This window comes from Rhizobium leguminosarum bv. viciae USDA 2370 (assembly GCF_002008365.1).
GTDB lineage: Bacteria > Pseudomonadota > Alphaproteobacteria > Rhizobiales > Rhizobiaceae > Rhizobium > Rhizobium leguminosarum.
In genome coordinates this window covers 491,453-515,477 of the sequence record NZ_MRDL01000051.1, presented here as the reverse complement: position 1 = coordinate 515,477, position 24,025 = coordinate 491,453, and the positions used below count along the sequence as shown (strand labels likewise).

The 24,025-nt window shown below is 60.8% G+C and carries 19 protein-coding genes, 1 pseudogene and 1 riboswitch; of the genes and pseudogenes, 7 read left to right on the top strand and 13 right to left on the bottom strand.

What is annotated here, in order from left to right; genetic code table 11:
• Window positions 1–7: 7 nt before the first annotated feature.
• Window positions 8–757, bottom strand: coding sequence for an aminoacyl--tRNA ligase-related protein (locus BS629_RS29270; RefSeq protein ID WP_018242234.1), 750 nt, complete (start codon window positions 755–757; stop codon window positions 8–10).
• Between the two features lie 371 nt (window positions 758–1,128).
• Here BS629_RS29270 and BS629_RS29265 point away from each other — a divergent pair, with 371 nt between their 5' ends.
• Window positions 1,129–2,004 (top strand): D-alanyl-D-alanine carboxypeptidase family protein, encoded by an 876-nt coding sequence (locus BS629_RS29265; RefSeq protein WP_018242236.1) that lies wholly within the window; start codon window positions 1,129–1,131, stop codon window positions 2,002–2,004.
• Between the two features lie 145 nt (window positions 2,005–2,149).
• On the opposite strand, the gene BS629_RS29260 is transcribed toward BS629_RS29265, so the two are convergent.
• The 5 genes from BS629_RS29260 to BS629_RS29240 all read right to left on the bottom strand — a co-directional run bounded on the left by BS629_RS29260 (window position 2,150) and on the right by BS629_RS29240 (window position 7,583).
• Window positions 2,150–3,403, bottom strand: coding sequence for a sensor domain-containing diguanylate cyclase (locus tag BS629_RS29260; protein WP_018242237.1), 1,254 nt, complete (start codon window positions 3,401–3,403; stop codon window positions 2,150–2,152).
• Between the two features lie 147 nt (window positions 3,404–3,550).
• Window positions 3,551–4,162, bottom strand: a complete 612-nt coding sequence (locus tag BS629_RS29255; protein WP_018242238.1) for an ABC-type transport auxiliary lipoprotein family protein — start codon at window positions 4,160–4,162, stop codon at window positions 3,551–3,553.
• 24 nt (window positions 4,163–4,186) lie between these two features.
• Window positions 4,187–5,557 (bottom strand): MlaD family protein, encoded by a 1,371-nt coding sequence (locus BS629_RS29250; RefSeq protein ID WP_018242239.1) that lies wholly within the window; start codon window positions 5,555–5,557, stop codon window positions 4,187–4,189.
• A 9-nt stretch (window positions 5,558–5,566) separates the two neighbouring features.
• Window positions 5,567–6,412 carry an ABC transporter ATP-binding protein gene (locus BS629_RS29245; protein WP_003559847.1) on the bottom strand — a complete coding sequence of 282 codons (846 nt, stop codon included), beginning with the start codon at window positions 6,410–6,412 and terminating at the stop codon, window positions 5,567–5,569.
• 1 nt (window position 6,413) lies between these two features.
• Window positions 6,414–7,583, bottom strand: coding sequence for an ABC transporter permease (locus tag BS629_RS29240; protein WP_018242240.1), 1,170 nt, complete (start codon window positions 7,581–7,583; stop codon window positions 6,414–6,416).
• Between the two features lie 100 nt (window positions 7,584–7,683).
• Here BS629_RS29240 and dgcA point away from each other — a divergent pair, with 100 nt between their 5' ends.
• Window positions 7,684–8,667, top strand: a complete 984-nt coding sequence (gene dgcA / locus BS629_RS29235; protein ID WP_018242241.1) for an N-acetyl-D-Glu racemase DgcA — start codon at window positions 7,684–7,686, stop codon at window positions 8,665–8,667.
• On the opposite strand, the gene BS629_RS29230 is transcribed toward dgcA, so the two are convergent.
• Together BS629_RS29230 and BS629_RS29225 are read right to left on the bottom strand one after the other, a co-directional pair.
• Window positions 8,619–9,839 (bottom strand): MFS transporter, encoded by a 1,221-nt coding sequence (locus tag BS629_RS29230; RefSeq protein WP_018242242.1) that lies wholly within the window; start codon window positions 9,837–9,839, stop codon window positions 8,619–8,621. The genes dgcA and BS629_RS29230 overlap by 49 nt on opposite strands.
• A 165-nt stretch (window positions 9,840–10,004) precedes the next feature.
• Window positions 10,005–10,844: a UDP-2,3-diacylglucosamine diphosphatase gene (locus BS629_RS29225; protein ID WP_018242243.1), complete on the bottom strand. Its 840-nt coding sequence runs from the start codon at window positions 10,842–10,844 to the stop codon at window positions 10,005–10,007.
• A gap of 276 nt (window positions 10,845–11,120) precedes the next feature.
• On the opposite strand from BS629_RS29225, the gene BS629_RS29215 reads away from it, so the two are divergent.
• A complete protein-coding gene (locus BS629_RS29215) occupies window positions 11,121–11,870 on the top strand; it encodes a histidine phosphatase family protein (protein ID WP_018242245.1) in 750 nt (249 codons plus the stop codon).
• Window positions 11,871–12,168: 298 nt separating this feature from the next.
• On the opposite strand, the gene BS629_RS29210 is transcribed toward BS629_RS29215, so the two are convergent.
• Window positions 12,169–13,608, bottom strand: coding sequence for an FAD-binding oxidoreductase (locus BS629_RS29210; RefSeq protein ID WP_026188413.1), 1,440 nt, complete (start codon window positions 13,606–13,608; stop codon window positions 12,169–12,171).
• A 234-nt stretch (window positions 13,609–13,842) separates the two neighbouring features.
• Between BS629_RS29210 and BS629_RS29205 the strand changes: the two genes are divergently transcribed.
• Window positions 13,843–16,155 (top strand): NADP-dependent malic enzyme, encoded by a 2,313-nt coding sequence (locus tag BS629_RS29205; RefSeq protein WP_018242247.1) that lies wholly within the window; start codon window positions 13,843–13,845, stop codon window positions 16,153–16,155.
• Window positions 16,156–16,322: 167 nt separating this feature from the next.
• Here BS629_RS29205 and BS629_RS29200 read toward each other — a convergent pair whose 3' ends face one another.
• Entirely contained in the window at window positions 16,323–16,856 is a 534-nt protein-coding gene (locus BS629_RS29200) for a ribonuclease H family protein (RefSeq protein WP_018242248.1), read from the bottom strand.
• Window positions 16,857–17,351: 495 nt separating this feature from the next.
• Between BS629_RS29200 and BS629_RS29195 the strand changes: the two genes are divergently transcribed.
• A complete protein-coding gene (locus BS629_RS29195; RefSeq protein ID WP_018242249.1) occupies window positions 17,352–18,449 on the top strand; it encodes a DUF2865 domain-containing protein in 1,098 nt (365 codons plus the stop codon).
• A gap of 117 nt (window positions 18,450–18,566) precedes the next feature.
• Here BS629_RS29195 and BS629_RS29190 read toward each other — a convergent pair whose 3' ends face one another.
• Window positions 18,567–19,313, bottom strand: a complete 747-nt coding sequence (locus tag BS629_RS29190) for an SDR family NAD(P)-dependent oxidoreductase (protein WP_018242250.1) — start codon at window positions 19,311–19,313, stop codon at window positions 18,567–18,569.
• Between the two features lie 307 nt (window positions 19,314–19,620).
• Here BS629_RS29190 and BS629_RS29185 point away from each other — a divergent pair, with 307 nt between their 5' ends.
• Window positions 19,621–20,463 carry a PhzF family phenazine biosynthesis protein gene (locus tag BS629_RS29185; RefSeq protein ID WP_018242251.1) on the top strand — a complete coding sequence of 281 codons (843 nt, stop codon included), beginning with the start codon at window positions 19,621–19,623 and terminating at the stop codon, window positions 20,461–20,463.
• 531 nt (window positions 20,464–20,994) lie between these two features.
• A complete protein-coding gene (locus BS629_RS29175; protein ID WP_018242252.1) occupies window positions 20,995–22,179 on the top strand; it encodes a phosphatase PAP2 family protein in 1,185 nt (394 codons plus the stop codon).
• Between the two features lie 109 nt (window positions 22,180–22,288).
• Here the strand turns inward: BS629_RS29175 and BS629_RS29170 are convergent.
• Window positions 22,289–22,966 (bottom strand): annotated as a pseudogene (locus BS629_RS29170) (molybdopterin-dependent oxidoreductase); the annotation flags it as partial.
• Window positions 22,963–23,649 (bottom strand): 5,6-dimethylbenzimidazole synthase, encoded by a 687-nt coding sequence (gene bluB, locus BS629_RS29165; RefSeq protein WP_018242254.1) that lies wholly within the window; start codon window positions 23,647–23,649, stop codon window positions 22,963–22,965. The pseudogene BS629_RS29170 and the gene bluB, both read right to left, overlap by 4 nt.
• A 42-nt stretch (window positions 23,650–23,691) precedes the next feature.
• A riboswitch (cobalamin riboswitch) is annotated at window positions 23,692–23,879 on the bottom strand.
• Window positions 23,880–24,025 lie beyond the last annotated feature (146 nt).

Here is a 24,025-nt window from a genome sequence, read left to right as displayed (position 1 = left end):
CGATATCTCATCGATCGGCGGCTACGCTCCAGTTATAAATGCACCGATCGAGGCCGATGGCGATCTCAAGCACCAGCACGTCGTGGTCGACGGCCGCTCCCTTCTTCGGCTGCGACCGGTAACGCTGGGGAAAATCCGTGCGTCGCGAGATCGAGCAGACCTCCATCCACTTGTCGCCATTGTCGACCTCGATATCCATCGTCACCTCGGAATAGGCCGGCAGCCGATCGGAGGGTACGATCCGCGTCGGCAGATGGATCAGCGATGCGATCATGCGGCGGACCGGCTCGAGGCAGGCGGCGTGATAGTCGTTGCCGCTGTCGGCCGTGAAGGCGCACTGGAATTCGAGCTGCCAGAATTCCTTCAGCCGCATTTGCTTGGTCGGCTGCTCCTGCTCGCGACGATAGGATCTGCCGGCCTGCCAGACGCAGAGGGGCAGCCGTGTTTTCGAGTGATTGCCGAGAATATGCTGCATGTAGATGTAGGTCGACGGCGTCGTCTCCGGTCTCAGCACCAGCATAGTATCGCTGGCGGAGAGCTGTTCCTGAACCCAGATATCGGCGTTCGAATAGGCGCTTGAAACCAGCGACCGCGGCATCAGGGCCGGCGCCTCGACCCTCCTGACATCCCAGGCCGGATTGACGGATCTAAGAAAACTGCGGACCTCTTGCGAGAGGAAGCCGACCATATGATCGCGCAGATTGATCTCGCGCTCCTCCCAATGGACGAGCGAATTGACATGATAAATATTGAGCACGGTGCCTGTCTCCCTGGCAGCCTTGATTGACGTGGTGAGGGGCTTTACGTCCAGCAGCGCGCCGGACGCCTGAGCGCCCCAACGTCACAGCAGGACGCGAAGACCTCGTCCGCCAAAAGCGCGCGCGATCGCGACCTGCAGGCAGGTGCTGATATGACGGGAGAAAGGCGCGCGCTTCATGCTCATGGCGAGTTTTCTACGAGCCGAGCGCATCATTGTCAAAACCGAAGAGGGTGAGACAAAAGGAATCAGTTGTGGATGACCCTTTTTTATTGCCCCCTGTCCTTCATTCCGTCACAAACTTTTCTGATCCGCTCACATTAAAGCGAATGGCTCACTCCACCATCCAAACGATAGAGACAGCAACATTGATGACCAAGACGACATCCCGGCTCCTTGCCACCGCGCTCTCTTCCGTTTTCCTGATGGGCGCTTTCACTCTGGCTCAGGCAGGCCAGGCAAGCTTCGTCGTTGATGTGCAGTCCGGTCAGGTCCTTGAAGGCTCCAATCAGGACGATCTGAACTATCCGGCGTCGCTGACCAAAATGATGACGCTCTATCTCGCCTTCGAGGCCCTGCATGACGGACGCCTCAACTGGGATCAGAAGCTCACCATGTCGGAAAATGCCGAGAGCAAGGAGCCTTTCAAGCTCGCCGTCGGCGCCGGCCGCAAGGTGACGCTGCGCGAAGCGGTCGAAGGGATTGTCGTGCTGTCCGCCAACGATGCGGCCGTGGCGATCGCCGAGCAGCTTGGCGGCTCCGAACCGGCTTTCGCCAAGGCGATGACCGACAAGGCACGTCAGCTCGGCATGAAGGATACGGTCTTCAAGAATCCATCGGGCCTTCCCGATCCTGAGCAGGTCACCACCGCGCGTGATATGGCGACACTCGGCGTTTCGCTGATGCGCGACTTTCCAGAGGAGTTCAAGCTCTTCTCGATGCGCGGATTCCAGTTCCGCGGCATGAAGCTGCGCGGACATAACAACCTCATGTATCGCTATAACGGCGTCGACGGCATCAAGACCGGCTACACCGACGCATCAGGCTACAATGTGGTGACGTCGGCGCTGAAGGATGGCCGCCGCGTGGTCGGCGTCGTCATGGGCGAAAAGACCGCGAGCATACGCGACGACAAGATGGCAAGCCTGCTGGACAGCACTCTCTCGCCGTCATCGACCGCCACAGCTTCCACGACACCGGGCAGCCAGCCGGGAGCGACGATGACGGATTCGCAGCCGACCAAATAGGCCCGATGAGCAGACACCTGCCGGCAGGTTTTTGCTAGCGCATCGGCCCGAAAATCGGAATCGATTTTCGGAAAGCACGATACGAGGATTGAAAGAGTTAGAGCGTCCTTAATGCGTCCGAAAGGACGCACGGCGCTCTAACGGGTTAACTGAAAGCCACTTCCAGATGCTGCCGGTCTTGCGCGATCACCCTGCAATTCGTTTCGAATCCTTCGCCTTTGATGGCCAGAATGAATTCCGAAGGAATGCCTGATGTATTGGAGACCGAAATGCCGGCGCTCTCCGATCCAATGGATTTGACTGTGCAGTCGATGGTCGAGCGTCGATCGTTGAACAGGATCGAACCCGCCTTCAGCACCCGCCGTCGAGCGCCAATGGCGTGATCGGCGTGGATGGAACTCCACGACACGCAACGATTCCGTCCGCCATGCTTGGCCTGATACATCGCCGCATCCGCCTGAGCCAGCAGGGTTTCGATCTCTTTGCTGACGATCGAGAGTGCCGAAGTTCCGAAGCTGGCTGTAACAGTCAGAGCGCCATGATCGCCGCGAATGATCTCAGAGGCGATGGCGGCTCTGAGTTTCTCGGCGACTGCGACGGCACCTTCCCGATCGACATGCGGCAGGATGACGGCAAATTCCTCGCCGCCAAGACGGCCGAACAGATCACCGGCTCGAAGGGTCGCCTTGCAGGTCGATGCCACCACCTTGAGGACCTCGTCTCCGGCGGCATGTCCATGCGTATCGTTCACCTTCTTGAAATGGTCGATATCGAAGACGATGCATGAGAGGTCGTGCTTGTGCCGAAGAGCGAGCGAAATGAGCTGATCGGCCTCCTGCTTGAAGGCCCGCCGCGTCATCGCCTCGGTAAGGCTGTCAATCGCGGCCGACTGCATGAGCTCGATGCGGTCCATCGCAGCCCCGGCCAGTTCCTCGAGAATGCCGAGATCTCTGTTGCCGAACGATCGTGGCCTGCGGTCGATCGCGCATACCGTTCCGATCATGTGCCCGGCTTTTGTTCTCAACGGCACGCCGGCGTAAAAACGAATATTGTCGTCGCCCGTCACCGAAGGATGCTGTGAAAACCGCGAGTCCTTGGTGGCGTCCTGCACGACAACAGGCCTTTCACAGTCCACGACGTAGCGGCAGAACGTGTCTTCGCGCGACACTTCGTCGGCCGAAAGGCCGGAGCAAGCCTTGTACCATTGCCGATGCGCATCGATCAGCGACACAATGCCGATGTCGATGGAAAAGATTTCCTTTATCAGGCGTACGATGCGCTCGAAGCCCTCGTCCCTCGGAGTGTCGAGGAGATCGAGCTGCTGCAGCGCAGCCAGGCGATCATTTTCGCGTTGGATCGCCTCCAATGACGATTTCCCGAATACTCGTGCAGCCACCATGCAGCATGCCTCCTGACAGCGATAACATGATGCGTTCCACAAATTCATGAAGAAATTGAATACGATGACGACCCCTATGCCATGGGATCAAATAATTTTCACAATCGACAACCCCCGATATTCACGGGGTGGCCGCGGAATTCCAGTTCAGATTGAGCGCAGGGTCCAACTGACGATCTCGGAGGCAACCGTGGAGAAGGCGCGATCGAGGCCTTTGACGAAGCCGTCATTGTCGCCGCCGGCCGGCGCCATGGCCCGGAAAACCTTCTGAGTGCGCACCGAGCCATTGCGATCGTTGAGGATCTTGGCGGAGATCTCGACCACCGCCTGGTTGCCGTTCGAAGCATCGATCTCGAAGGAGCGGATATCGGTGACGATCTGGTAGTCGATCGCCAGCCCCTGCCCCGGCATGCCGACGCCGCCGAGCTTGCCCGAGTTCTCGAAGGCTTCCACCAGCTTCGACTGCACGATGCGCGGCAGCTTGTCGCCCCACTGCGCCTTTGAGAGATACTGGATTTCCGAAGGCGAAACACGGATGACGATCTGCTCGCTGTCGAGCGACCTTAGCGCTGTGGGGCTGGCGATCAGGATCTGGCGGGATTTGGCCGCGGGTCCGCTGCCGTCGACGGCGGCGGGCAGGTCATAGGTGTCGTTCTTGGCCGCGGTGCCGCACCCCGAAAGAATCATCGCCGTCAGCGGCAGCGCGATCACCGTTCCCCTGATCCAAGAACGGTGCGACAACAGATGCGATGCGACCATATTAGGCTACCCTTGATTTCCCAGTTAACGCCGCGTCCGGCCGTCATATTGCTTCACCGTGTCCCCGCCGAAGATCAGGCGCTGCGGATTGCGGTCGAAGTTGGTGATCGTATCGTTCAGATTGCTCACGGTTCCGCGCATGTCGTTGACGAGAGTCTGCACGTCGCGCAAGCCGCCGCTCGAGAATTTCTGCAGATTGTCGGCAATCGGCCCAATGCGCGAATTCAGGTTGTCGGCGACCTTCTTGAAGGATTCCAGCGTATCGCGCGCTTCAGCGAACAGCGATTGCGTATTGTCGGTGCCGAGCAGCGCATCGACCTTGATGAGAATGCCGTCGATGCGGGTCGAGGCCGAATTCAGCTTGTTGGAAAGCTGCGACACGTCCTGGATCGTCTGGTCGATATCTTTCTGACGCGCCGAAACCGTGTTGGCGACATCGCGGATCGAGGCGACGGCGGCGCGCGCATCCTTGGTCGCCTGCGAGATATCGTCGACGGAGCCCTTCACCTTCGCCGGATCGATCTGGGCAACGAGCGTATCGACGCGGTCGAGTGTCGCCTGCGCCTGCTTGCCGAAATCATTGAAGGTGGTGGCCGTTTGGTCGAACTTCTGGATCGCGCCCTTGAGGTCGCCCGAGGCATCGGCGACATTGGCGGTAATCTTCTCGGCATTGGAAACGATGTTGTCGATCTTCTGCGCATCGACCGCCTTGACCAGCGATTCGACGGCTTGAAGCGTCGAATCGACTCGGCCGGAAACCGCCTTCACCGTCTCCGAGAGCTGGCCGACGCTCTGCAGGAAGGCGTCGATATTGCCGGAATTCTTGGCCAGTGCATCCGAGAACGTTTCGGCATTCTTGAACGTCTCGGTCAGCGGCCCGCGCGAATCCTCGATGAAACCTTGAAGTTCACCGACGGCGTCGTTGGCGCGATCGAGGATCTTGTCGGCCGTCGCCAGAAGATTGGTGACGCTCGACTGGTCGGCGACGATGACGGCGCGTTTGCCGTTGTCGATCGCATGCTGGAGGATGCTTTCCTCGCCCTTGCGGCCGCCTGACAGTTCGATATAGGCAGCCCCGGTCAAACCCTGGATTTCCAGGGCGGCCTTGGTGGAGGGGTAGATCGGCGCATCGGTGCGCACCTGGGTGAAGGCCAGCGAATATTGCGGATCGTCGGCATCGATCGACAGCGTTTGCACCGAGCCGATCTGGATGCCGTTGAAGCGCACCGGCGAGCCGACGCTGAGGCCGTTGGCCGAGCCCGGAATACGAACGATCAGTTCCGTCATCGGGCCGCCGCGGCCATATTCGGCCATCCAGTAGACGAAGCCGAAGGCGGCTGCGATCACCAGCACCGTGAAAAAACCGACAATCGTGTAATTGGCTTTGGTTTCCATCTTATCCGGTCACTTTCCGCTGCTGTCGTGCCGCGCGGCAGCAGCGTTCTGCGGCACGATCGACCGCGCGCGTTTGCCCTTGAAATAGGCCTGCACCCACGGATCGTCATAGGCCAGCATGTCGTCGATCGTGCCTTCCACCATTACTCGCTTCTTTCCGAGCACGGCAATACGGTCGCAGACCGAAAACAGGCTGTCGAGGTCGTGCGTGACCATATACACGGTCAATCCCAGACTATCGCGCAGGTTGGCGATCAGTTCGTCGAATTCGGCCGCGCCGATCGGGTCGAGGCCGGAGGTCGGCTCGTCCAGGAAGACGAGTTCCGGATCGAGTGACAGCGCGCGCGCAAGGGCTGCGCGCTTGATCATGCCGCCGGACAGTTCGGATGGATATTTGTCGGCGGCATCGGCTGCAAGCCCGACCATACGGATCTTCAGATGCGCCAGCTCGTCCATCAGCGAGGTCGGCAGGTCGAGATACTCGCGCATCGGCACCTGAATGTTTTCCTTGACTGTCAGCGACGAGAACAGCGCCCCCTGCTGGAACAGCACGCCGAGCCGCATGTCGAGCGCGTTGCGCTGCGGCTCGTCGAGTTCGTCGAAATCCTGGCCGAGGATCTTGATCGTGCCGGAGCGGCGCGGCAGCAGCCGGAGCACGGTGCGCATCAGCACCGATTTGCCTGTGCCGGACGCGCCGACGAAGCCCAGGATCTCGCCGCGGTAGATATTGAGGTTCAGATTGTCGAGCACGACCTTGGAGCCGAAGCCGACGGTGACGTCGCGCGCCGACAGCACGATGTCCCTTTCGTCCTTGTCTTCCGTATCGATCGGTTTTTCGTCCACGCGGTCCGCCATCCTAGAAATCGATCGCTGCATAGAACATCGCAAAAAGCCCGTCCATCAGGATGACGACGAAAATCGCCTTCACCACCGCGGCCGTCACATGCTGGCCGAGCGATTCCGCGCTGCCACCAACCTTCAGCCCCTCGACGGCGGCGACGATGCCGATCACCAGCGCCATGAACGGCGCCTTGATCATGCCTGAGAGCACCGTCGACAGGGTCACCGCCTCATGCAGGCGCGAGAGGAAATTGGCGAAGGTGATGCCGGAATAGCCCCAGGCGACAGCGGCAGCCCCGCCCAGCGAAGCGAAATTTGCGAGCACCGTCAAGAGCGGCAGCGCGATGGTCAGCGCCACCAGCCGCGGGAAAATCAGCACGCCGATCGGGTTCAGCCCCATCACCTTCAGCGCGTCGATCTCCTCGCGCATCTTCATCGAGCCGATTTCGGCGGTGATGGCGCTGCCCGAACGGCCGGCGATCATGATCGACGTCAGAAGCACGCCGATTTCGCGCAATTGCAGGATGCCGACGAGATCGACGACGAAGACCTCAGCGCCGAAGTAACGCAGCTGGAAGGCGCCCTGCTGGGCGATGATGGCCCCGATCAGGAAAGACATCAGCAAGATGATCGGAACGGCGCGAACGCCCATATGGTCGATCTGGTTGACGATGGAGGCTGGCGAAACGCCGCTGCCGCGGCCGAACTTCATCTGCGCGCCGCGCACCGCCGAGCCGAGGATATACATGGAGGCGGCGAAATTGTCCCAGAGGTCGTAGGTCATCTTGCCGATCGGCGCGAAGATGCGCGCGGCAAGCGATACTTTTTCAGTCTGCTCCGGCTCGGGCTTGGCCGGCTCCTCGGAAAACATCTCCAGCATTTCGTCGATATGCGGGTTGGTGCCTTCGAAGCGAACCGTACGCCCGCCAGCCTCTTCTTGTTTCTTCAGCCGGCACAGCAGCCAGATGCCGGCTGTGTCGATCTCCGCAATGTCCGAGAGGTCTACCGTCAGGTCGCCGGTCTTCTTCTGCAGGAGCTTTTCGAAATCGCGCAGCACCAGATGGATGTAGGCGCTGCGCCAATTTCCCTGAAGACGCACACGCTGTCCCGAGCCATCAGCCTGGTCGTCCACTTGCAGTGAGGCGGCGTTGCGATTCTCGGCGTTCAAGATACTTGTGTCTTTCAAGGCTTACAGCGACATTGCGCGAATCGCGAAGCAGATCGTTCGCCCGGCGCGTCAATATACAGAAGCACCGTGCAATTTCCATGCTTGCAGGAGAGCAATAATGCCGCGCACCCTCGATATCCAGATGAATTCCTTTCCGATTGCCGGGACCTTCACCATCTCGCGCGGGGCAAAGACCGAAGCCGAGGTCATCACCTGCACGCTTGTCGAAGAGGGAGCGCAGGGGCTCGGCGAATGCGTGCCCTATCGCCGCTACGGCGAGACGATGGAGAGCGTTTTCGCCCAAATCGAGGCGGCTCGACCGCTGATCGAGGCCGGCATCTCACGCAGCGACCTGCTGTCCGCCATGCCGCCGGGTGCGGCCCGCAACGCCGTCGATTGCGCCCTCTGGGACCTCGAGGCGAAGCAGACAGGAGACAGCGTCGCCGCCCGCCTCGGCCTTTCCGCTCCGCAGCCGCTCACCACCGCATACACCATCTCGCTCGGCGAACCGGAGGTGATGGCCGCCCAGGCGCGCGAGCATGCCGGCCGCGCCCTGCTCAAGGTCAAGGTCGGCACCGGCGACGATGAAAGCCGCATCCGCGCCGTCCGCGCCGCCGCGCCCGATGCCGAAATCATCCTCGACGCCAATGAAGGCTGGCCGGAAGCGGTGTTGGAACGTCACCTCAATATCGCGGCGCAAGCGGGTGTGGCCCTCGTCGAGCAGCCGCTGCCGGCCGGCCGCGATGGGCTGCTTGCTGAAATCCGCCGCCCGCTCCTCGTCTGCGCCGACGAGAGCGTCCACCACACCGGCGATCTCGCAAGCCTTGCCGACCGCTACGACGCGATCAACATCAAGCTCGACAAGACGGGCGGCCTGACGGAGGCGCTGTCGATGAAGGCCGAGGCCGAACGGCTTGGATTCAGCATCATGATTGGCTGCATGGTCGGCACCTCGCTTGCCATGGCGCCCGCCGTTCTGCTTGCTCAGAATGCCGATTTTGTCGATCTCGACGGTCCGCTGCTGCTTGCCCGCGACCGCGAACCCGGTCTTCGTTACGCCGCTTCCCTGGTCTTTCCGCCCGAAACCACCCTCTGGGGCTGAAGATAATAGGCTGAGATGACGAGGCCGAGGCCGGAGAACGCGACCACGGCCATGACGTAATAGCTGACGACGCCGAGCCAGGCATAGAGATAACCCGACGCCAGGGTCATCAGCGCCATCGCCATGCCGACATAGAAGAAATAGGCGCCCTGCGCCGAGGATTCCTGCGTTTCCTGCACGGTCGCCACGATCCGCCGCTGCACGCCGGTATGCACGAAGGCGTAGGTAAAGCCATGGAAACATTGCAGCAGGAAGAAACCGGCAAAGCCTGTATTCATCGGAAACAGTATCCAGCGGCAGACGCTGATGGCGCAACCGAAGCGGATCAGCGTCCAGGCGTCGAAGCGACGGTTGAGACGCTTCGACAGGAAGAACACAGTCACTTCCGAAGCGACGCCGGCGCTCCAGAGCAGGCCGACCTGCGTGCCGGAGAAGCCGAGATGATGCCAGTAGATCGAGGAAAAGGCGTTCAGCACCGCATGGCTCGACTGCTGGATGGCGACGCCGATCAGAAGCAGCAGAAGGTGCGGCTCGCGCAGACCGCTGCCGGTGGCTGCCGGAATGTTGATCGGCTGGCCGCGCCGTCGCGTCGGTCCGATGCGCGGACAGAAGATCGCCATGACAACGGTCATGATAAAGCCGAACACCATGACCGGCAGCACCATTTCGCCGCCCCACCGGCTGATCAACTGGCCCCCGACCAGCGTCGAGACGATGAACGCGATCGAGCCCCACACGCGCATCGATCCGTAATCGAGCCCCCAGCGGCGCACGCCCGAGATGACGATCGATTCAACGACGGGCACATAGGGCGCGAAAGTGGCGCCCTGCAGCGCATAGACGATCGTCACGGGCCAGAAGGTCGTCGTCCAGAACAGCGCGATCGCCGTCAGCAGCGACAGGCAACCCGACCAGAGCAGCACGTCGGCGCGCTCCTTCAATCGATCGGCGATCATGGCGACGACAGGCGCCACCAACACGCGAACCACCATCGGTATGGCAAGGATGATGCCGATCTCGTGGTCGCTGAAGCTGTGGGTTGCGAGCCACACGGGAAAAAACGGCAGGACGATGCCGTTGACGAGCAGCGGCGCGCAATAGGAAAGCGCGCTAAGCATCCGGAAGCGCGGCGGCGCTCCCTCACCCGTCGGGGAATTTTGAGCGGGAATCATGGGTGGACCTGAAGGAAACTGGACGTTGTCCTAACACACCACCCTGGAGGCGACTATTGCGAGAAATAGCCGTCCTGAAACGTTTTAGAAAATAAATAGGGCCTGTCGCCTAACGGTAACGGCTAAATTCGAGGGAGCGCAGGCGCGGATGCGCCGGCGCCAAAATCAGGCGGCTTGTGGAGCCAGTTCTGCGTCTTCCCGCTCGACGGCGGCAAGTGCTGTTACACTGCTGGCGAGCGCCCGCCAGGTGATCAGTTCGAACGTACCATCCTCGTGCTCAGCGACCGCCGTGCAACTTTCCACCCAATCACCGGTGTTGATGTAACGGATACCGTCCATATCCTGGATGATGGCATGATGGATATGTCCGCAGATCACCCCATCGGCGCCATTTTTGCGGGCTTCCTCTGCCACGACACGCTCGAATTCACCGATGAAATTGACGGCATGCTTGACCTGCAGCTTCGCCCAGGCCGAGAACGACCAGTAGGGCATGCCAAGGCGACGGCGCACCGCCGCTAGGATGATATTGATACGGATCGCCGTGTCATAGGCCCAGTCGCCGAGATAGGCGAGCAGTCGGGCATTGCGGACGACGACGTCGAACTCGTCGCCGTGCAGGATCAGATATTTTCTGCCGTCGGCGCCGTCATGCATCATGCGCTCGACGACCTCGATGCCGCCGAAATGCATGCCCGGGAAGGCCCGAAGGAATTCGTCGTGATTGCCGGGAATATAGACGACGCGCGTGCCCTTGCGCGCCTTGCGCAACAGCTTCTGGACGACATCGTTGCAGACCTGCGGCCAGTACCAGCTGCGCTTCAGGCGCCAGCCGTCGACGATGTCGCCGACCAGCACGATCGTATCGGCCTCGTGGTGGCGCAGGAAATCCAGCAGGAAGTCGGCCTTCGCGGCCTTCGAGCCGAGATGGACATCGGAAATGAAGAGCGTGCGGAAATGTCTGGGTTCCATCATGTCTTTCACGAGCTGCCGCTCATGTCCCATCTTTCATCTAGCCTTCCAAAAACAGACTCGTGTTTCAGGAAGATGACAAGACCGGGAAAAGCGCTGCAAACCCGATCATTCCGCGCGGGCAGGATGCCTGTCGCCGCGCGGGCAGGATGCCTGTCGCCGCGCGGGCAGGATGCCTGTCGCCGCGCGGGCAGGATGCCTGTCGCCGCGCGGGCAGGATGCCCGTCGCCGCCAGGCCTACCATGTTGCCCTGCGCATTCAGGGCGTTCATGATGGCGGCGATTCATATCCGACAATGCGGGATGGCTGATGCGTCTTTTTCTCGTTCGCCACGGCGAATCCCTCGGCAACATCAACGAACAGGCCTACCGCCAATTCGGCGATCACAACGTGCCGCTGACGCAGTGGGGCCATCGGCAGGCACTCGAGGCAGGCGGCGTGATCGCCTCCTATCTCAACGCATTGCCGAGCGCGGGTTTCGGCAAGCTGCAGATCTGGTACTCGCCCTTTCTGAGGACGCGGCAGAGCAAGGATGCGCTGCTCGAAGCCCTGCCGGAAAGCGTCGTCGGCGATATCAGGGAAGATTATCTGCTGCGCGAGCAGGATTTCGGTCTCTTCACCGAAATCTATGACCACGCCGAACAGAAGCAGAAGTTTCCCGAGGAGTTCGAAAAATGGGCGAGGCTGCGCAGCAACAGCGGCAAGTTCTACGCGCGGCCGCCGGATGGCGAAAGCCGGGCGGATGTGGCCCAGCGGGTGCGCCTGTTCCTGCAGACCGTTATGCACGATGCCGAAAATAGCGACCGCGACGTTGTGATCGTCGGTCATGGCGTCACCAACCGGGCGGTCGAAATGAATTTCCTGCACCGCCCTGTCGAGTGGTTCGAGCGCTCCGACAATCCTGGAAACGCCGATATCACGCTGATCGAGGGGACGCGCTCGCAAGGATACGAGTCGATCCTGCTGCATCAGGCCGCCGACCGGCAGCCGGGACAGGAAGGCGAACTGCGCGATGCCTATGGCGCAGACGTGACGCTTACGCCGATGCCCGGCGGTTAGCGACGCCTTGCAGAGCGCCGCTACAGAACCAGTGGCGGGTCACGCTCACCAAATTGCCAGCGCCGTATTCGGCCCAATCCTCAAGCGCAGCGAACATCAATGCGTCATGTGGCCTTGCCCCGAAACTAGAGCCCCTTGATGGCGAGGACGTTGGCCACAAACCGACTCTATCATGAGGATCGCCTCAATGCATTGGAGCGACATCACCGCGCGGTTGCGGCTCGCCTTGGGCAGGTCCGCCGCGCGTTAAGCAAACGCGCGGCGGAGGCTCCAACGCCTTGATTCCACGCCAGTCCCGTCAGGCAGCTCGCACCGCCGCCATCGGTTTCACGTTCTGATTCATCCGGAACAGATTGTTCGGATCGTAACGCCGCTTGATTTCGGCAAGGCGACCGTAGTTGGCGCCGTAAGCGCTTTCGACCCGATCGACCTCGTCCTCCGGCATGAAGTTGATGTAGGCGGTGCCGACCGAATGCGGCTTGGTTGCCTCGAAGAGCTCCCGCGCCCAACCGATACAGCTTCCATCCATCCCGGCTTCCCGCCAGCGCGCATGCACATTCATGACGAAATGCGAGCTTCGTTGCGGAAATGCAGTCGCCTCGGTGGGTACGCGGCCAGCGGCACCACCGACATGGCCGATGAAGATCTCGCACTCCGGTCCGGGCAGCTTGCGCACGGCGTTGAGCAGGACGTCGATCGCCGCATCCGAGAGAGAGGCGAAATCCTGGCTCTTCCAATAATTGCGCGCACCGGGCGTGAGCAGCGGGTCGAATGCCTGTTGCCAGCCGGTGAACGGCACTGGGCCGACGACGTCGGCAATCGGATTTCCGATCGCGCGCAATCTGGCCGTTGCCTTTTCGCCCGCCGCAATGTCTCCGCAATAGCACATGGCCAGCACCACGATCTCCTTGCCGTGCCATTCGGCCGGAAGGAACGGCAGCGGCGGCGCCTGACGCATCACCACCCAACAGGTCAGTTCGTCAGGGGCCGCCTCCAGCGCCTGCCGGTACTCCTTGAGCACCTTTTCAGCATCGGCGAAGGGATGCACGACGAGCCCAGCGAGAACCTCTGTGTTGAGTGGGTTGAGCTGGAATTCGAAAGAAGTCACGACGCCGAAATTGCCGCCGCCGCCACGCAGCGCCCAGAAGAGATCCGGCATTTCTTTTTCGCTCGCCTTGACCAGCTCGCCATCGGCCGTCACCACATCAACCGAAAGCAGATTATCGAGCGTCAGCCCGAATTTGCGGGTCAGCCAGCCGAAACCGCCGCCGAGTGTCAGGCCGGCGATGCCGGTGGTGGAATTGATGCCGGTCGGCAGCACCAGCCCGAAGGCCAGCGTTTCCTTGTCGACGTCGGCGAGTGTCGCGCCCGGCTCGATCCTGGCACGCTGCGTCTGCGGATCGACCCGCACCGATTTCATCGCCGACAGGTCGATGACGATACCGCCCTCGCAGACAGCATTGCCGGCGATGCCGTGGCCGCCGCCACGCACCGAAACGAGCAGATTATTGTCGCGTGCAAACCGCACCGCCCGCACCACATCGGCAGCACCGGCGCAGCGCGCGATAAGCCCGGGCCGGCGGTCGATCATCGCATTCCAGATCGTCCGCGCTTCGTTGTAATCCATGTCTTTACTGGTCAGGAGACTGCCGCGAAATCCGGCGGCAAAAGCATCGATGGCCACGTCATTGACCATCGTCTGCCCCCTTTGCAGGGTCGTGAGGTTCAAATTGTCCATGATTTCCTCCATGCGACCGGCGCCCCGCACCGTCGCGTCCGGCATCCTGCGCCTGTTGAGGTCGTCAAACAAGTTTTCCAAAAGGATTAGCCATTGGCATCAGGGTCGAATGGTCGTCCCGCGGGTCCCCCGCCCATCTCACGAAAACTTCTCCCATCCCTCATTTCCATACTGTCGCCCGTATCCGATTGATGTATGGAGGGAACTCCCCAAAAGACGTGCACGGAGGCGGCGATGGATCACCCGGAAAAATCGAAGACGGAAAAGAATCTGACGAGCGGCGATCTCGACGAACAGGCGCTTTTCTTCCACCGCTATCCCCGCCCCGGCAAGCTGGAGATCCAGGCGACAAAGCCGCTCGGCAACCAGCGCGACCTGGCGCTTGCCTATTCGCCCGGCGTTGCCGCCCCTTGCCTTGCCATCCGCGACAATCCCGAAATGGCGGCCGAATATACCTCGCGCGCCAATCTCGTTGCCGTCATCTCCAACGGCACCGCCGTGCTTGGCCTCGGCAATATCGGCCCGCTTGCCTCCAAGCCTGTTATGGAGGGCAAGGCGGTGCTCTTCAAGAAATTCGCCGGCATCGACGTCTTCGATATCGAGATCGACGCGGCAGGCGTCGACCAGATGGTTTCGACCATCGCCTCGCTGGAGCCGACCTTCGGCGGCATCAACCTCGAGGACATCAAGGCGCCGGAATGTTTCGAGGTCGAGCGGCGCCTGCGCGAGAAGATGAAGATCCCCGTTTTCCACGACGATCAGCACGGTACGGCGATCATCGTCGCCGCCGCGATCCTGAACGGGCTGGAACTCGCCGGTAAGAACATCGCCGACATCAAGATCGTCGCCTCCGGCGCGGGTGCCGCCGCCCTTGCCTGCCTCAACCTGCTTGTCATTCTCGGGGCAAAACGCGAAAACATCTGGGTCCACGATCTCGAAGGCCTCGTCTATGAGGGCCGCATCGAGCTGATGGACGAATGGAAATCCATCTATGCCCAGAAGAGCGACACGCGTACGCTGGCGGAAAATATCGGCGGCGCCGACGTCTTCCTCGGCCTGTCGGCGGCCGGCGTGCTGAAGCCGGAATTGCTGGCGCAGATGGCCGACAAGCCGTTGATCATGGCGCTTGCCAATCCGACGCCGGAGATCATGCCGGATCTCGCCCGTGCTGCCCGCCCCGATGCGATGATCTGCACCGGCCGCTCGGATTTCGCCAATCAGGTCAACAACGTCCTCTGCTTCCCCTATATCTTCCGCGGCGCGCTCGATTGCGGCGCCGAGACGATCAATGAGGAAATGAAGATGGCGGCCGTGCGCGCCATCGCCGCCCTTGCCCGCGAAGAGCCGTCGGATGTCGCCGCCCGCGCCTATTCCGGCGAGACCCCGGTTTTCGGCCCCGATTATCTGATCCCCTCGCCCTTCGATCCGCGCCTGATCCTGCGCATCGCGCCTGCGGTCGCCAAGGCCGCCGAACAGAGCGGCGTCGCGCGCCGCCCGATCCAGGATTTCGACGCCTATCTCGACCAGCTGAACCGCTTCGTCTTCCGCTCCGGCTTCGTCATGAAACCGATCTTCACCGCCGCCAAGGCCGCCGAGCGCAAGCGCGTCATCTTCTCCGAAGGCGAGGACGAACGCGTATTGCGCGCCGCCCAGGTGCTGCTCGAGGAAGGCCTTGCCGAACCGATCCTGATCGGCCGCCCGCAAGTGATCGAGACACGCCTGAAGCGCTACGGCCTGCGCATCCGGCCGCTGCAGGATTTCGAGGTCATCAACCCGGAAGACGATCCGCGCTTCCGCGAATATGTCGATCTCTATTTCTCCCTCGTCGGCCGCCGCGGCGTCATCCCGGAAGCCGCCCGCACCATCGTACGCACCAACACCACCGTCATCGGCGCGCTGGCGCTGAGACGCGGTGAGGCCGATGCGCTGATCTGCGGCCTGGAAGGCCGTTACGAGAAGCATCTGCGCGACGTCCGCCTGATCATCGGCAAACGCAAGGATGTCCGCGACTTCTCAGCCCTCAGCCTGATGATCTCGCAGCGCGGCGCCACTTTCTTCACCGACACCTACGTCACCTTTAATCCGAACGCCGAAGAGATCGCCGAGGCGACGGTGCTCGCGGCCGAGGAAATCCGCCGTTTCGGCATCACCCCGCGCGCCGCTCTGGTCTCGCATTCCAACTTCGGCTCGCGTGAATCCGAAAGCGCCACGAAGATGCGCAACGCCCTGCAGCTCGTGCGCGAAGCCGCACCCGACCTCGAGGTCGACGGTGAGATGCACGGCGAAAGCGCCATCACTGAAGCGTTGCGCAAGCGCGTCATGCCGGACACGACGCTGCACGACGAGGCGAACCTCCTGGTATTCCCGAACCTCGATGCCGCCAACATCACGCTCGGTGTGGTGAAGTCGATGACGGACGGCCTGCATGTCGGCCCGATCCTGCTCGGCACCGCCCTGCCCGCCCATATCCTCGCCCCCTCGGTCACCTCCCGCGGCGTCGTCAACATGGCGGCACTCGCCGTCGTCGAGGCATCGCAACCGGCCTGAGCCGGCTCAGACTGCTGACAAAGTCGGCCACCCTTTCGTCATGCTCGGGCTTGTCCCGAGCATCTGCAGCCGGTTGATATGCAGCAGATATCAGGCCGGGGCCTGGGATAAAATCCTCTGGTGCGAGCGGCCCTTGAAGCCGCTCCGATACATGTCCTGATGCCATATCAGGCACCTCGTAACGACAGACGCCCTTTATCCGCAAGCGCATCCGCGCGCTCGTTGCCGCCAATGCCGGAATGGCCCTTGCACCAGGCAATGGTCACCAGACCATTCTGGGATAGTTGAAGATCGACCGCTTTCCACAATTCCGCATTGGCGATCGTTCGGCTTCGGGCATTCCCGTTCGGATTGCTTTTCTTCCAGCCGTTGTTCTTCCAGATATGTCGCCGGCTGTTGCAGCCTTTGACGGCATAGACGGAATCGGACCAGATAGTCGCGGGCTCGCCGCTTGCTCCGCTGTTGATCCAGATTGCCGCCCTGAGGACGGCGGTCAATTCCATCGAATTATTGGCGGAATCCTCGACGCCACCGAAGCCGGAGGCGATTTCTGCGGCATCACGATAGGCGACAAATGCCCAGCCCCCGTGCCCGGAACCGGGTTCATGACAACCGTCCACGAAGACGTGGAGGCCGTGTTGGGCTTCGGGTATCCCGACTGTCGCAGCAGGGGAGCGAAGTTCGTTGGAAATACCTGACATTTTCGCCGTCCTTCTCGCCTTCGCCGTGCCCACCGCAAGACCGCTGCGGCTTGCGGCGACCTGCCCCCATATCCCACGTCTTGATCACCTCCCGCGGCGGCGTCAACATCGAAGCACTGGCCGTGATCGAGGCGTGGTAAGTGCGGTATCATAAAGAATGCACCGTCTGTAAACCTACCCGGCGCCAAGCGGCATTGCAGCGACCGGAATTCTCCCCATCCCTCGTTGGGGGGTAGTGGCGGAGGTAGCTATGAAAGCTGATCTGGCGAGCGAGAAGAAGAATCGAGTCCCGGAAAACTGAAAGAAGAAAGTCCCGCTTTTGGCGGCACAACAAATTCCCCCCAACAGATGGGTCGCCCGCATTTGCTGGATAAGATCGCGAAAATGCGCTAGGATTTTCTCCAAGCTTATTAAGAGAAACACGTTAAGAGACAACGCGCGGCGATCGAGGCCGCAATCGACCGATCGATTCTTTGCTCATTCCGGGACGACGCCGTGAAACGCCGAAACCTGTCTCTTGCCCTTCTCCTTGCCTTTGCGGCGCCTGCCGCCGCGCAAAACAGCGCCGTCTGTGAGGACCTGCACGGTCGCCTTGCCGACTTGCCGCGATCGATCGGCAATGGCAACGGCCCGGAAGCCCGCCAATATTCCAGCGCCATGGCCGAGCAGAACCTCGAGCTGCGCAAGGTTCGCAACGAGCTGCGCAGCAATGGCTGCACCTCGGGCAGCATGGTGGTGATCGGCGGCGAGAATGACGATTATTGCGCCGAACTTTCGCAGTCCGAAGCGCGCATGATCGACAATATCCACTATCTCCAGGACCGCCGCAACGAACTGGCCGACCAGAACAGCGCCGATGACGACGCGCGCCGCGAACTGGTCGCGGCTCTCGACCGCAATGGCTGCAACAGCGAAAACTTCTATGCCCCGAGCGATCGCAGCGCCGCCGACCCCGCGCCAAGCGTCGAGGAACAGGCGCTACGCACCGATACCTTCATTCCGCTCGGCGGCGGCGAAGAGGTCGATCCGCGTTACGGCCTGCCCCGGGCCGAGATGCTCTCGCCGGTCAGCACCATGTGCGTGCGCAGCTGCGACGGCGGCTTCTTCCCGATCAGCTCGAACGCCACGTCGGTCGATTTCGGCCGCGATGCTCAGACCTGCGCCAAGATGTGCCCGGGCATCGAGACTGAACTGTTCTATCGTGACGTGACGAGCACCGAAGCCTCGAATATGATCTCGGTCGCAACGGGCACGCCCTACAGCGCCATGAAAAATGCCTTTGCCTACAAGAACCGCACGCCCGGGGAAAAGTCCTCCTGCGCCTGCAATCTCACAGCCTATTATGAGGAGATGCGCGGCAAGCAGGCGGTGAGCGAACCGCCGCAGCAGGGCTCGATCACCACCATCCGCACCAATCCCCCGGCGAAGGATGCCGCAGCCGCCGCGCCGCAACCATCCGTTCCCGAGCGCCCCTACGATCCCACACAGAACCGCGTCCGTCAGGTCGGCCCGCAGTTTCTGGCCGGCGATCAGGGCTCGATCGACCTCGCCAATCCGGCAACGCCAGGCCCGCAGCCACAACAGCAGCAGTGATTGAACAGCTGGAACTGCGGTGGCGGAGCAATAGCGGCGTTGTGCCAGGCCGCATGAGATGACGGCGATGTCACGTGAACGTGCGGCGGGATGTGAATGCGGGTCGCTTGAGCATGGTCAGTAGGTCGTACGACCGCCGCTCAGGTCGAACGTCGATGCGGTCGTGAAGGAGTTCTCCTCGGAGAGCAGCCAGACGACCATCGAAGCGATCTCGTGAAGTTCAACAAAACGGTCGCGCGGAATGCGGACGCGCATATATTCGATAAACTCGGATGTCAGCCCGTCCAATATAGGTGTCTTTGCTGTGGTTGGCGTTACCGCGTTCACGGCGATTCCTGTCTTTGCGAGTTCCTTGCCAAGAGACTTGGTGAAGCCCAGCACACCAGCTTTCGCTGCGCTGTAGGCGGCGATGTTCGGATTTCCTTCCTTGCCCGCAACCGAAGAGATGTTCACAATCCGCCCGTAGTCGCGCTTTAACATGACCGGAACGACGTGCCGGCAACAATTGAAGGTTCCCGTGAGGCAGACATCGACGACGTCTTTCCATTCACCGAAATCGTATTCGATCGTGGGCTTGACCGGACCGGTAATCCCGGCGGAATTGACGAGGCCGTCGATACGGCCAAAAATCTCCTCGGTCGCCGCCGCCGCATTTTTCACTGATACGGGATCTGCGACGTTGACGCCGAAAGCGACCGTGCCAGATCCGAGAGCGGAAGCGCTGTCCTTCGCCATGTTTTCGTTCAGGTCCCAGATGGCCACCTTGCCACCGGACTGGATGACGCGCTCTGCGATAGCGTAGCCGATGCCGCGCGCACCGCCTGTGATCACGATGATCCGTTCCTTCAAGTCGATCATGTTCATTGGGCCGTTATCCTCCGAGTGAGCCACCGATAGCCGAATATCTATTGGAAATTCCGGGATTTCGCCTTCAGCGTATCGATATGAAGGTCAGGAATTTATCCCGAGTCCGAAACTATGCCGAGCCCATTCCCTAAAGCCCGAGATTTCCGGTAATCAAGGATTAAAAGCTCGGCATAATTTGAACGCTTTGGAAGACCGGGTATGCCCGAAGCGGAAATCTTTGTCTGCATCCGTTACTCCGAAAGGCATTCTGCAGCCCCCTTGTGTATAGACATTGGCGCACGCTATTCGAACAGTAGGAGATGCTATGAACAGCAATCTTAAAGAGCTATCGTTTCAACAGGTTGATGTTTTTTCCTCGGAGCGAATGGGTGGAAATCCACTTGCGGTGGTAGTGGATGCGGACGATCTTGATACATCAACGATGGCCAAGTTTGCCAACTGGACCAATCTAAGCGAGACGACCTTCCTCCTAAAGCCGACGGTCCCGGATGCTGATTATCGCGTCAGAATTTTCACGCCGCATCAGGAGCTACCCTTTGCCGGACACCCGACTTTGGGTAGCTGCCACGCATGGCTGACCTTGGGCGGAAAGCCAAAGCAGCCAGTTGTCATCCAGGAATGTCAGGCGGGTTTGATCCGGATCAGAAGAGACGGCGATATCCTCTCATTTCTGGCTCCAGATTTGATCAGGACTGGACATATCGATAACGATCTAATGAAACGAGTTATGAGCGGTCTAAGTCTGTCACCTGAGATGATAGTCGATGCGAGTTGGGTAGACAACGGTCCCGGTTGGATGGCCTTGCTCCTGAAAAGCAGAGAGGATGTCCTACGCGTCCGTCCGAACTACCAGAGTATTTCCGGACTAAGGGTAGGCCTGATTGCACCATGTTTGGGGGACGTCGATGGTGTGGATTTCGAGGTCCGCGCCTTCACCGCCGCTGGTTACGAAGACCCAGTCACTGGTAGCCTAAATGCGGGTTTGGCAAAATGGCTCATTTCCGCAAATCTCGCGCCGCCTTCATACATAGCTGCGCAAGGGACGGTCTTGGGCAGGTCAGGGCGGGTACATGTCCGGCTCGAATCTGAAGATATTTGGGTTGGCGGCAATGTCGTTACCTGCATAAACGGAAAAGCTATCCTCTAAGACAGTCATCGACCTGAGGCCGATGACTGCAATTGGCGCTTTCCTGCCTACTGAAAGTTCCTCGATAATTGGTGGGGTCGGCATGGACGTCGCGGCCCTCACCGCGATGTCCCTAGCTCCGGCAGGGATCAGAGTTTGTCTAAAAACGCCAATAGCTTGTCGCCAGCCCTGAACCGGCCAGGCGATTGTCCATTATACGGATCGATCTTGGCTAGAGCGGCCTCCTTGATCCTGCTCTCATTGATCCTTTCACTTGGCAGCGCTTCGCGGTATAATTAGAGCGGGCTAAAATAGAAAATGGGACGGCCGTCAAAACAGAAAACCTTCCGTCTTTGGGCCGGGGATCAACTATGGGGGTCGAAAATGCTTAGCGGCTTTAGCAGGGCCTGCGCGCTAATCCTTTTGTCAGGGAACTTCGCTTTCGCCCAATCGGATCAGATAGAGCCAAACGCTGGAATGTGGAAGACGTGGGTAATCACGTCGGGCAAAGACTTCCGAGTCCCGCCCCCACCGGATACTTCCGCAACCGAGTTGGAGCAGGTTCGCGAACTTGTCGCAAAGAACGATGCGCAGGTCGCCGCCAAGATCACATTCTGGGACGCCGGTTCGCCCGGCTATCGATGGATCGACCTGGTCAACAACCGTCTTCTCGCAAACCAGACGATCCCCAATGCGCATCGCGTCTACACCTATTTGACGATGGCGGTCTACGACGCCACCATCGCGGCTTGGGAGTCGAAATACTTCTACAATCGCCCCCGCCCGAGCGAGGTGGATACGACACTGCCGACTGCGCTGCCTACGCCTCGGAGTCCCGCTTATCCATCCGAACACGCGGCCGCCGCCGCCGCCGCCGCGACCGTTCTTGCCTATTTCTTTCCCGACGAGGCGTCGTCGTTCCAGGCGATGGCCGAAGAAGCCGCACAGTCGCGTGTCCTTGCCGGTGTCCAGTTCCCAAGCGATTCATCCGCCGGCCTGGAACTGGGGCGACGCGTGGCAGAGCAAGTGATTGCGCGGGCAAAGGCCGACGGCTCCGATGCCGTCTGGACCGGCACCGTGCCGACCGGGCCGTGCATGTGGGTCGGAGACAAACCCGCCAATGCAACCATGCCAAACTGGAAGCCGATCCTGCTCGAGACAGCCGATGAATTCAGGCCACCGACTCCGCCCGACTGCAAGTCTGCGGCCGTGAAGGCCGAGACGGATGCAGTCCGCCAGTTTGAGCGAAAATTCCCCAACAGCTACAAGGCGTTCTACTGGCAAAGTCCATCCGGCCTGTTCACAGACTGGTATGACTATGCCAGCAAGTGGATGTTCGAGGACAAGACGGATTCGAACCCGCCGCGCGCCGCACGGGCTTACGCGATGCTCGCAACGGTCTACTACGACGCCTACATTGCAAGCAACGACGGGAAATACGCTTATTGGTACCTGCGGCCCAACATGCTTGACCCGAGCATCACTCCCCTGTTCGCAGTGCCGGCCCATCCCAGTTATCCGTCGAATCACTCCACGTTGTCGACTGCCCGATGCGAGGTGCTTGCCTATCTGTTCCCCGACCAGGCGGAGTTCATCCGAACGGTCGGCAAGGAAGCGGGCGATTCCCGCATCTGGGCCGGCATCCACTATGAAATGGACAACCGGGCCGGTGCCGCACTTGGCAAAGCAGTCGCCGGGAAATTCATCGAGCGGGCAAAAAAAGACGGGGCAGACTAGCGGAAGGGCCGCTAGCGCCTTTCTCCCGAAATGTCGCAATCCTAAGCAAAGGGTTCTCGGTGGAACGTTCCGTTCACTCAGCAGCCGACGTGCGAGGCAGCAACGTTTCTCAAACGATGCGGATGCGGCGCGTCACCTGGCCATTGCTTTCCCAGTATGTGTGCTTTTTGGCGATCAAGGGATCGTCCATCGCCGGTTGAATTTGCCCTGCGGTACTGATCGCGCGCGAGGTCACCGTGTGTTCTCCAGGCGAGGGATTTGGCCAATCCAGTGACCAAATCTTCCAGGCGTATTCGGCCTCCTCGCTGTGATCGATGACTGCCGGCATCCAGGGCCCTTGATCAATTTTCAGTTCGACCCGGTCGATCGGTGCACCCCAGGCTGCGCCGACGACCCGGTGACCCGAGTCGTTGCGCGTGACCTTGGCGGGCGCGGATTTCAGCAAGGCCCGGCCGACCGAGGTCTCGGCCCGCACGGTCTCGCCTTTGTGCTCTTCCTCCCGGATGGTGACATAGTCGCGGCCCATCAGCAGGCTCATGAAGCGGGTGTCGCGAACCTCGATGCCCTTCAGCCACTTGACGTTGGCGATCCCGTACCAGCCCAGAGTTATCAGCCGCAGCGGGAAACCGTTGGGGGCAGGCAGGGTCGCTCCGTTCATTTCGTAGCAGAGCAGATTGTCGGGGTTCATCGCGTCTGCGAGCGACATGCTGCGAGCGAAGTTCTGTTGCATCTTGATGTCGCGAATCGTGACCTCGCCTTTGTCGGTGCCGAAGAAGACGACCTCTAGGTGTTCAGTCCCCATCCATCATGGAAGACGAGTTCCTCGAGCGGCAGCCGCTGCCGCCAGCCTTTGACGGACAGTTCCGGCTCGTCATAGAGCCGGTCGACGAAACCGGCACAGAGCCAGGCGACCACCTCGATATGCTGGGGTATGCCGAGAATGCTCTTCAGCTCGCCTTCATGAAAGATGCTGACCCAGCCGATCCCAACCCCTTCCGCCCGCGCCGCAAGCCAGAGATTCTGGATGGCGCAAACTGTGGAATAGCTATCCATCCTGGGATTGTGCGTGCGCCCCAGCACGACGCTGCCGCTGCGGGTAGGATCGCAGGTCACGCATATGCCGAGCGGCGCCTCGACAATGCCTTCGAGCTTGAGCGAGCGGTAGGCCTGCCGTCGTTCACCTTCGAACATCAGCGCCGCCTCCTCGTTGGCCCTCGCAAAAGCATCCCGGACGCGCGCCCGCACGGTTGCGCTTTTCACCAGAATGAAATTCCACGGCTGCATAAAGCCGACGGAGGGTGCATGATGGGCAGCCGTCAGCAGCCGCTGCACAACGTCATCCGGCAAGGGATCGGGCAGGAACTCGCTGCGAACGTCGCGCCGCGTCATGATCGCATGATAGACGGCCTCGCGTTCGGCCAAGGAAAAACCGGACGCCGCCGAAAGGGCATCCTCATCAAAGGGTCGCATCGTCAAATCCCCAACAACGCAACCGCCCCGCCGTCCGCGCGGATCGGTCTATCTAGCCAGGCCGGTCTTCTGACTCGGCGTCATCCGCCTGCCGCAGCCTTCCCGGCGAGAAGCCAGTGGCGTGATGAAGCGGCAAGCGTCGGCCTTACAGCGTTGGGCACGTTCCGGCTTTGCACCGGATTCCCGATTCTCCCGCCTGGACGGCGGGCACCTGACGGCGCATCTATTTCAGGAAAGCGCGGCGGCGGCAAGCCGGCCCTCATACCGCCGACACGTTGCATGCGACATCGACTTCATGGACAGAGGCGCATCGCTGCCTTAGAAACAAACCCATCCTGACCGACGCCCATGGCGCCGCACTTTTTCTCTTTGCACT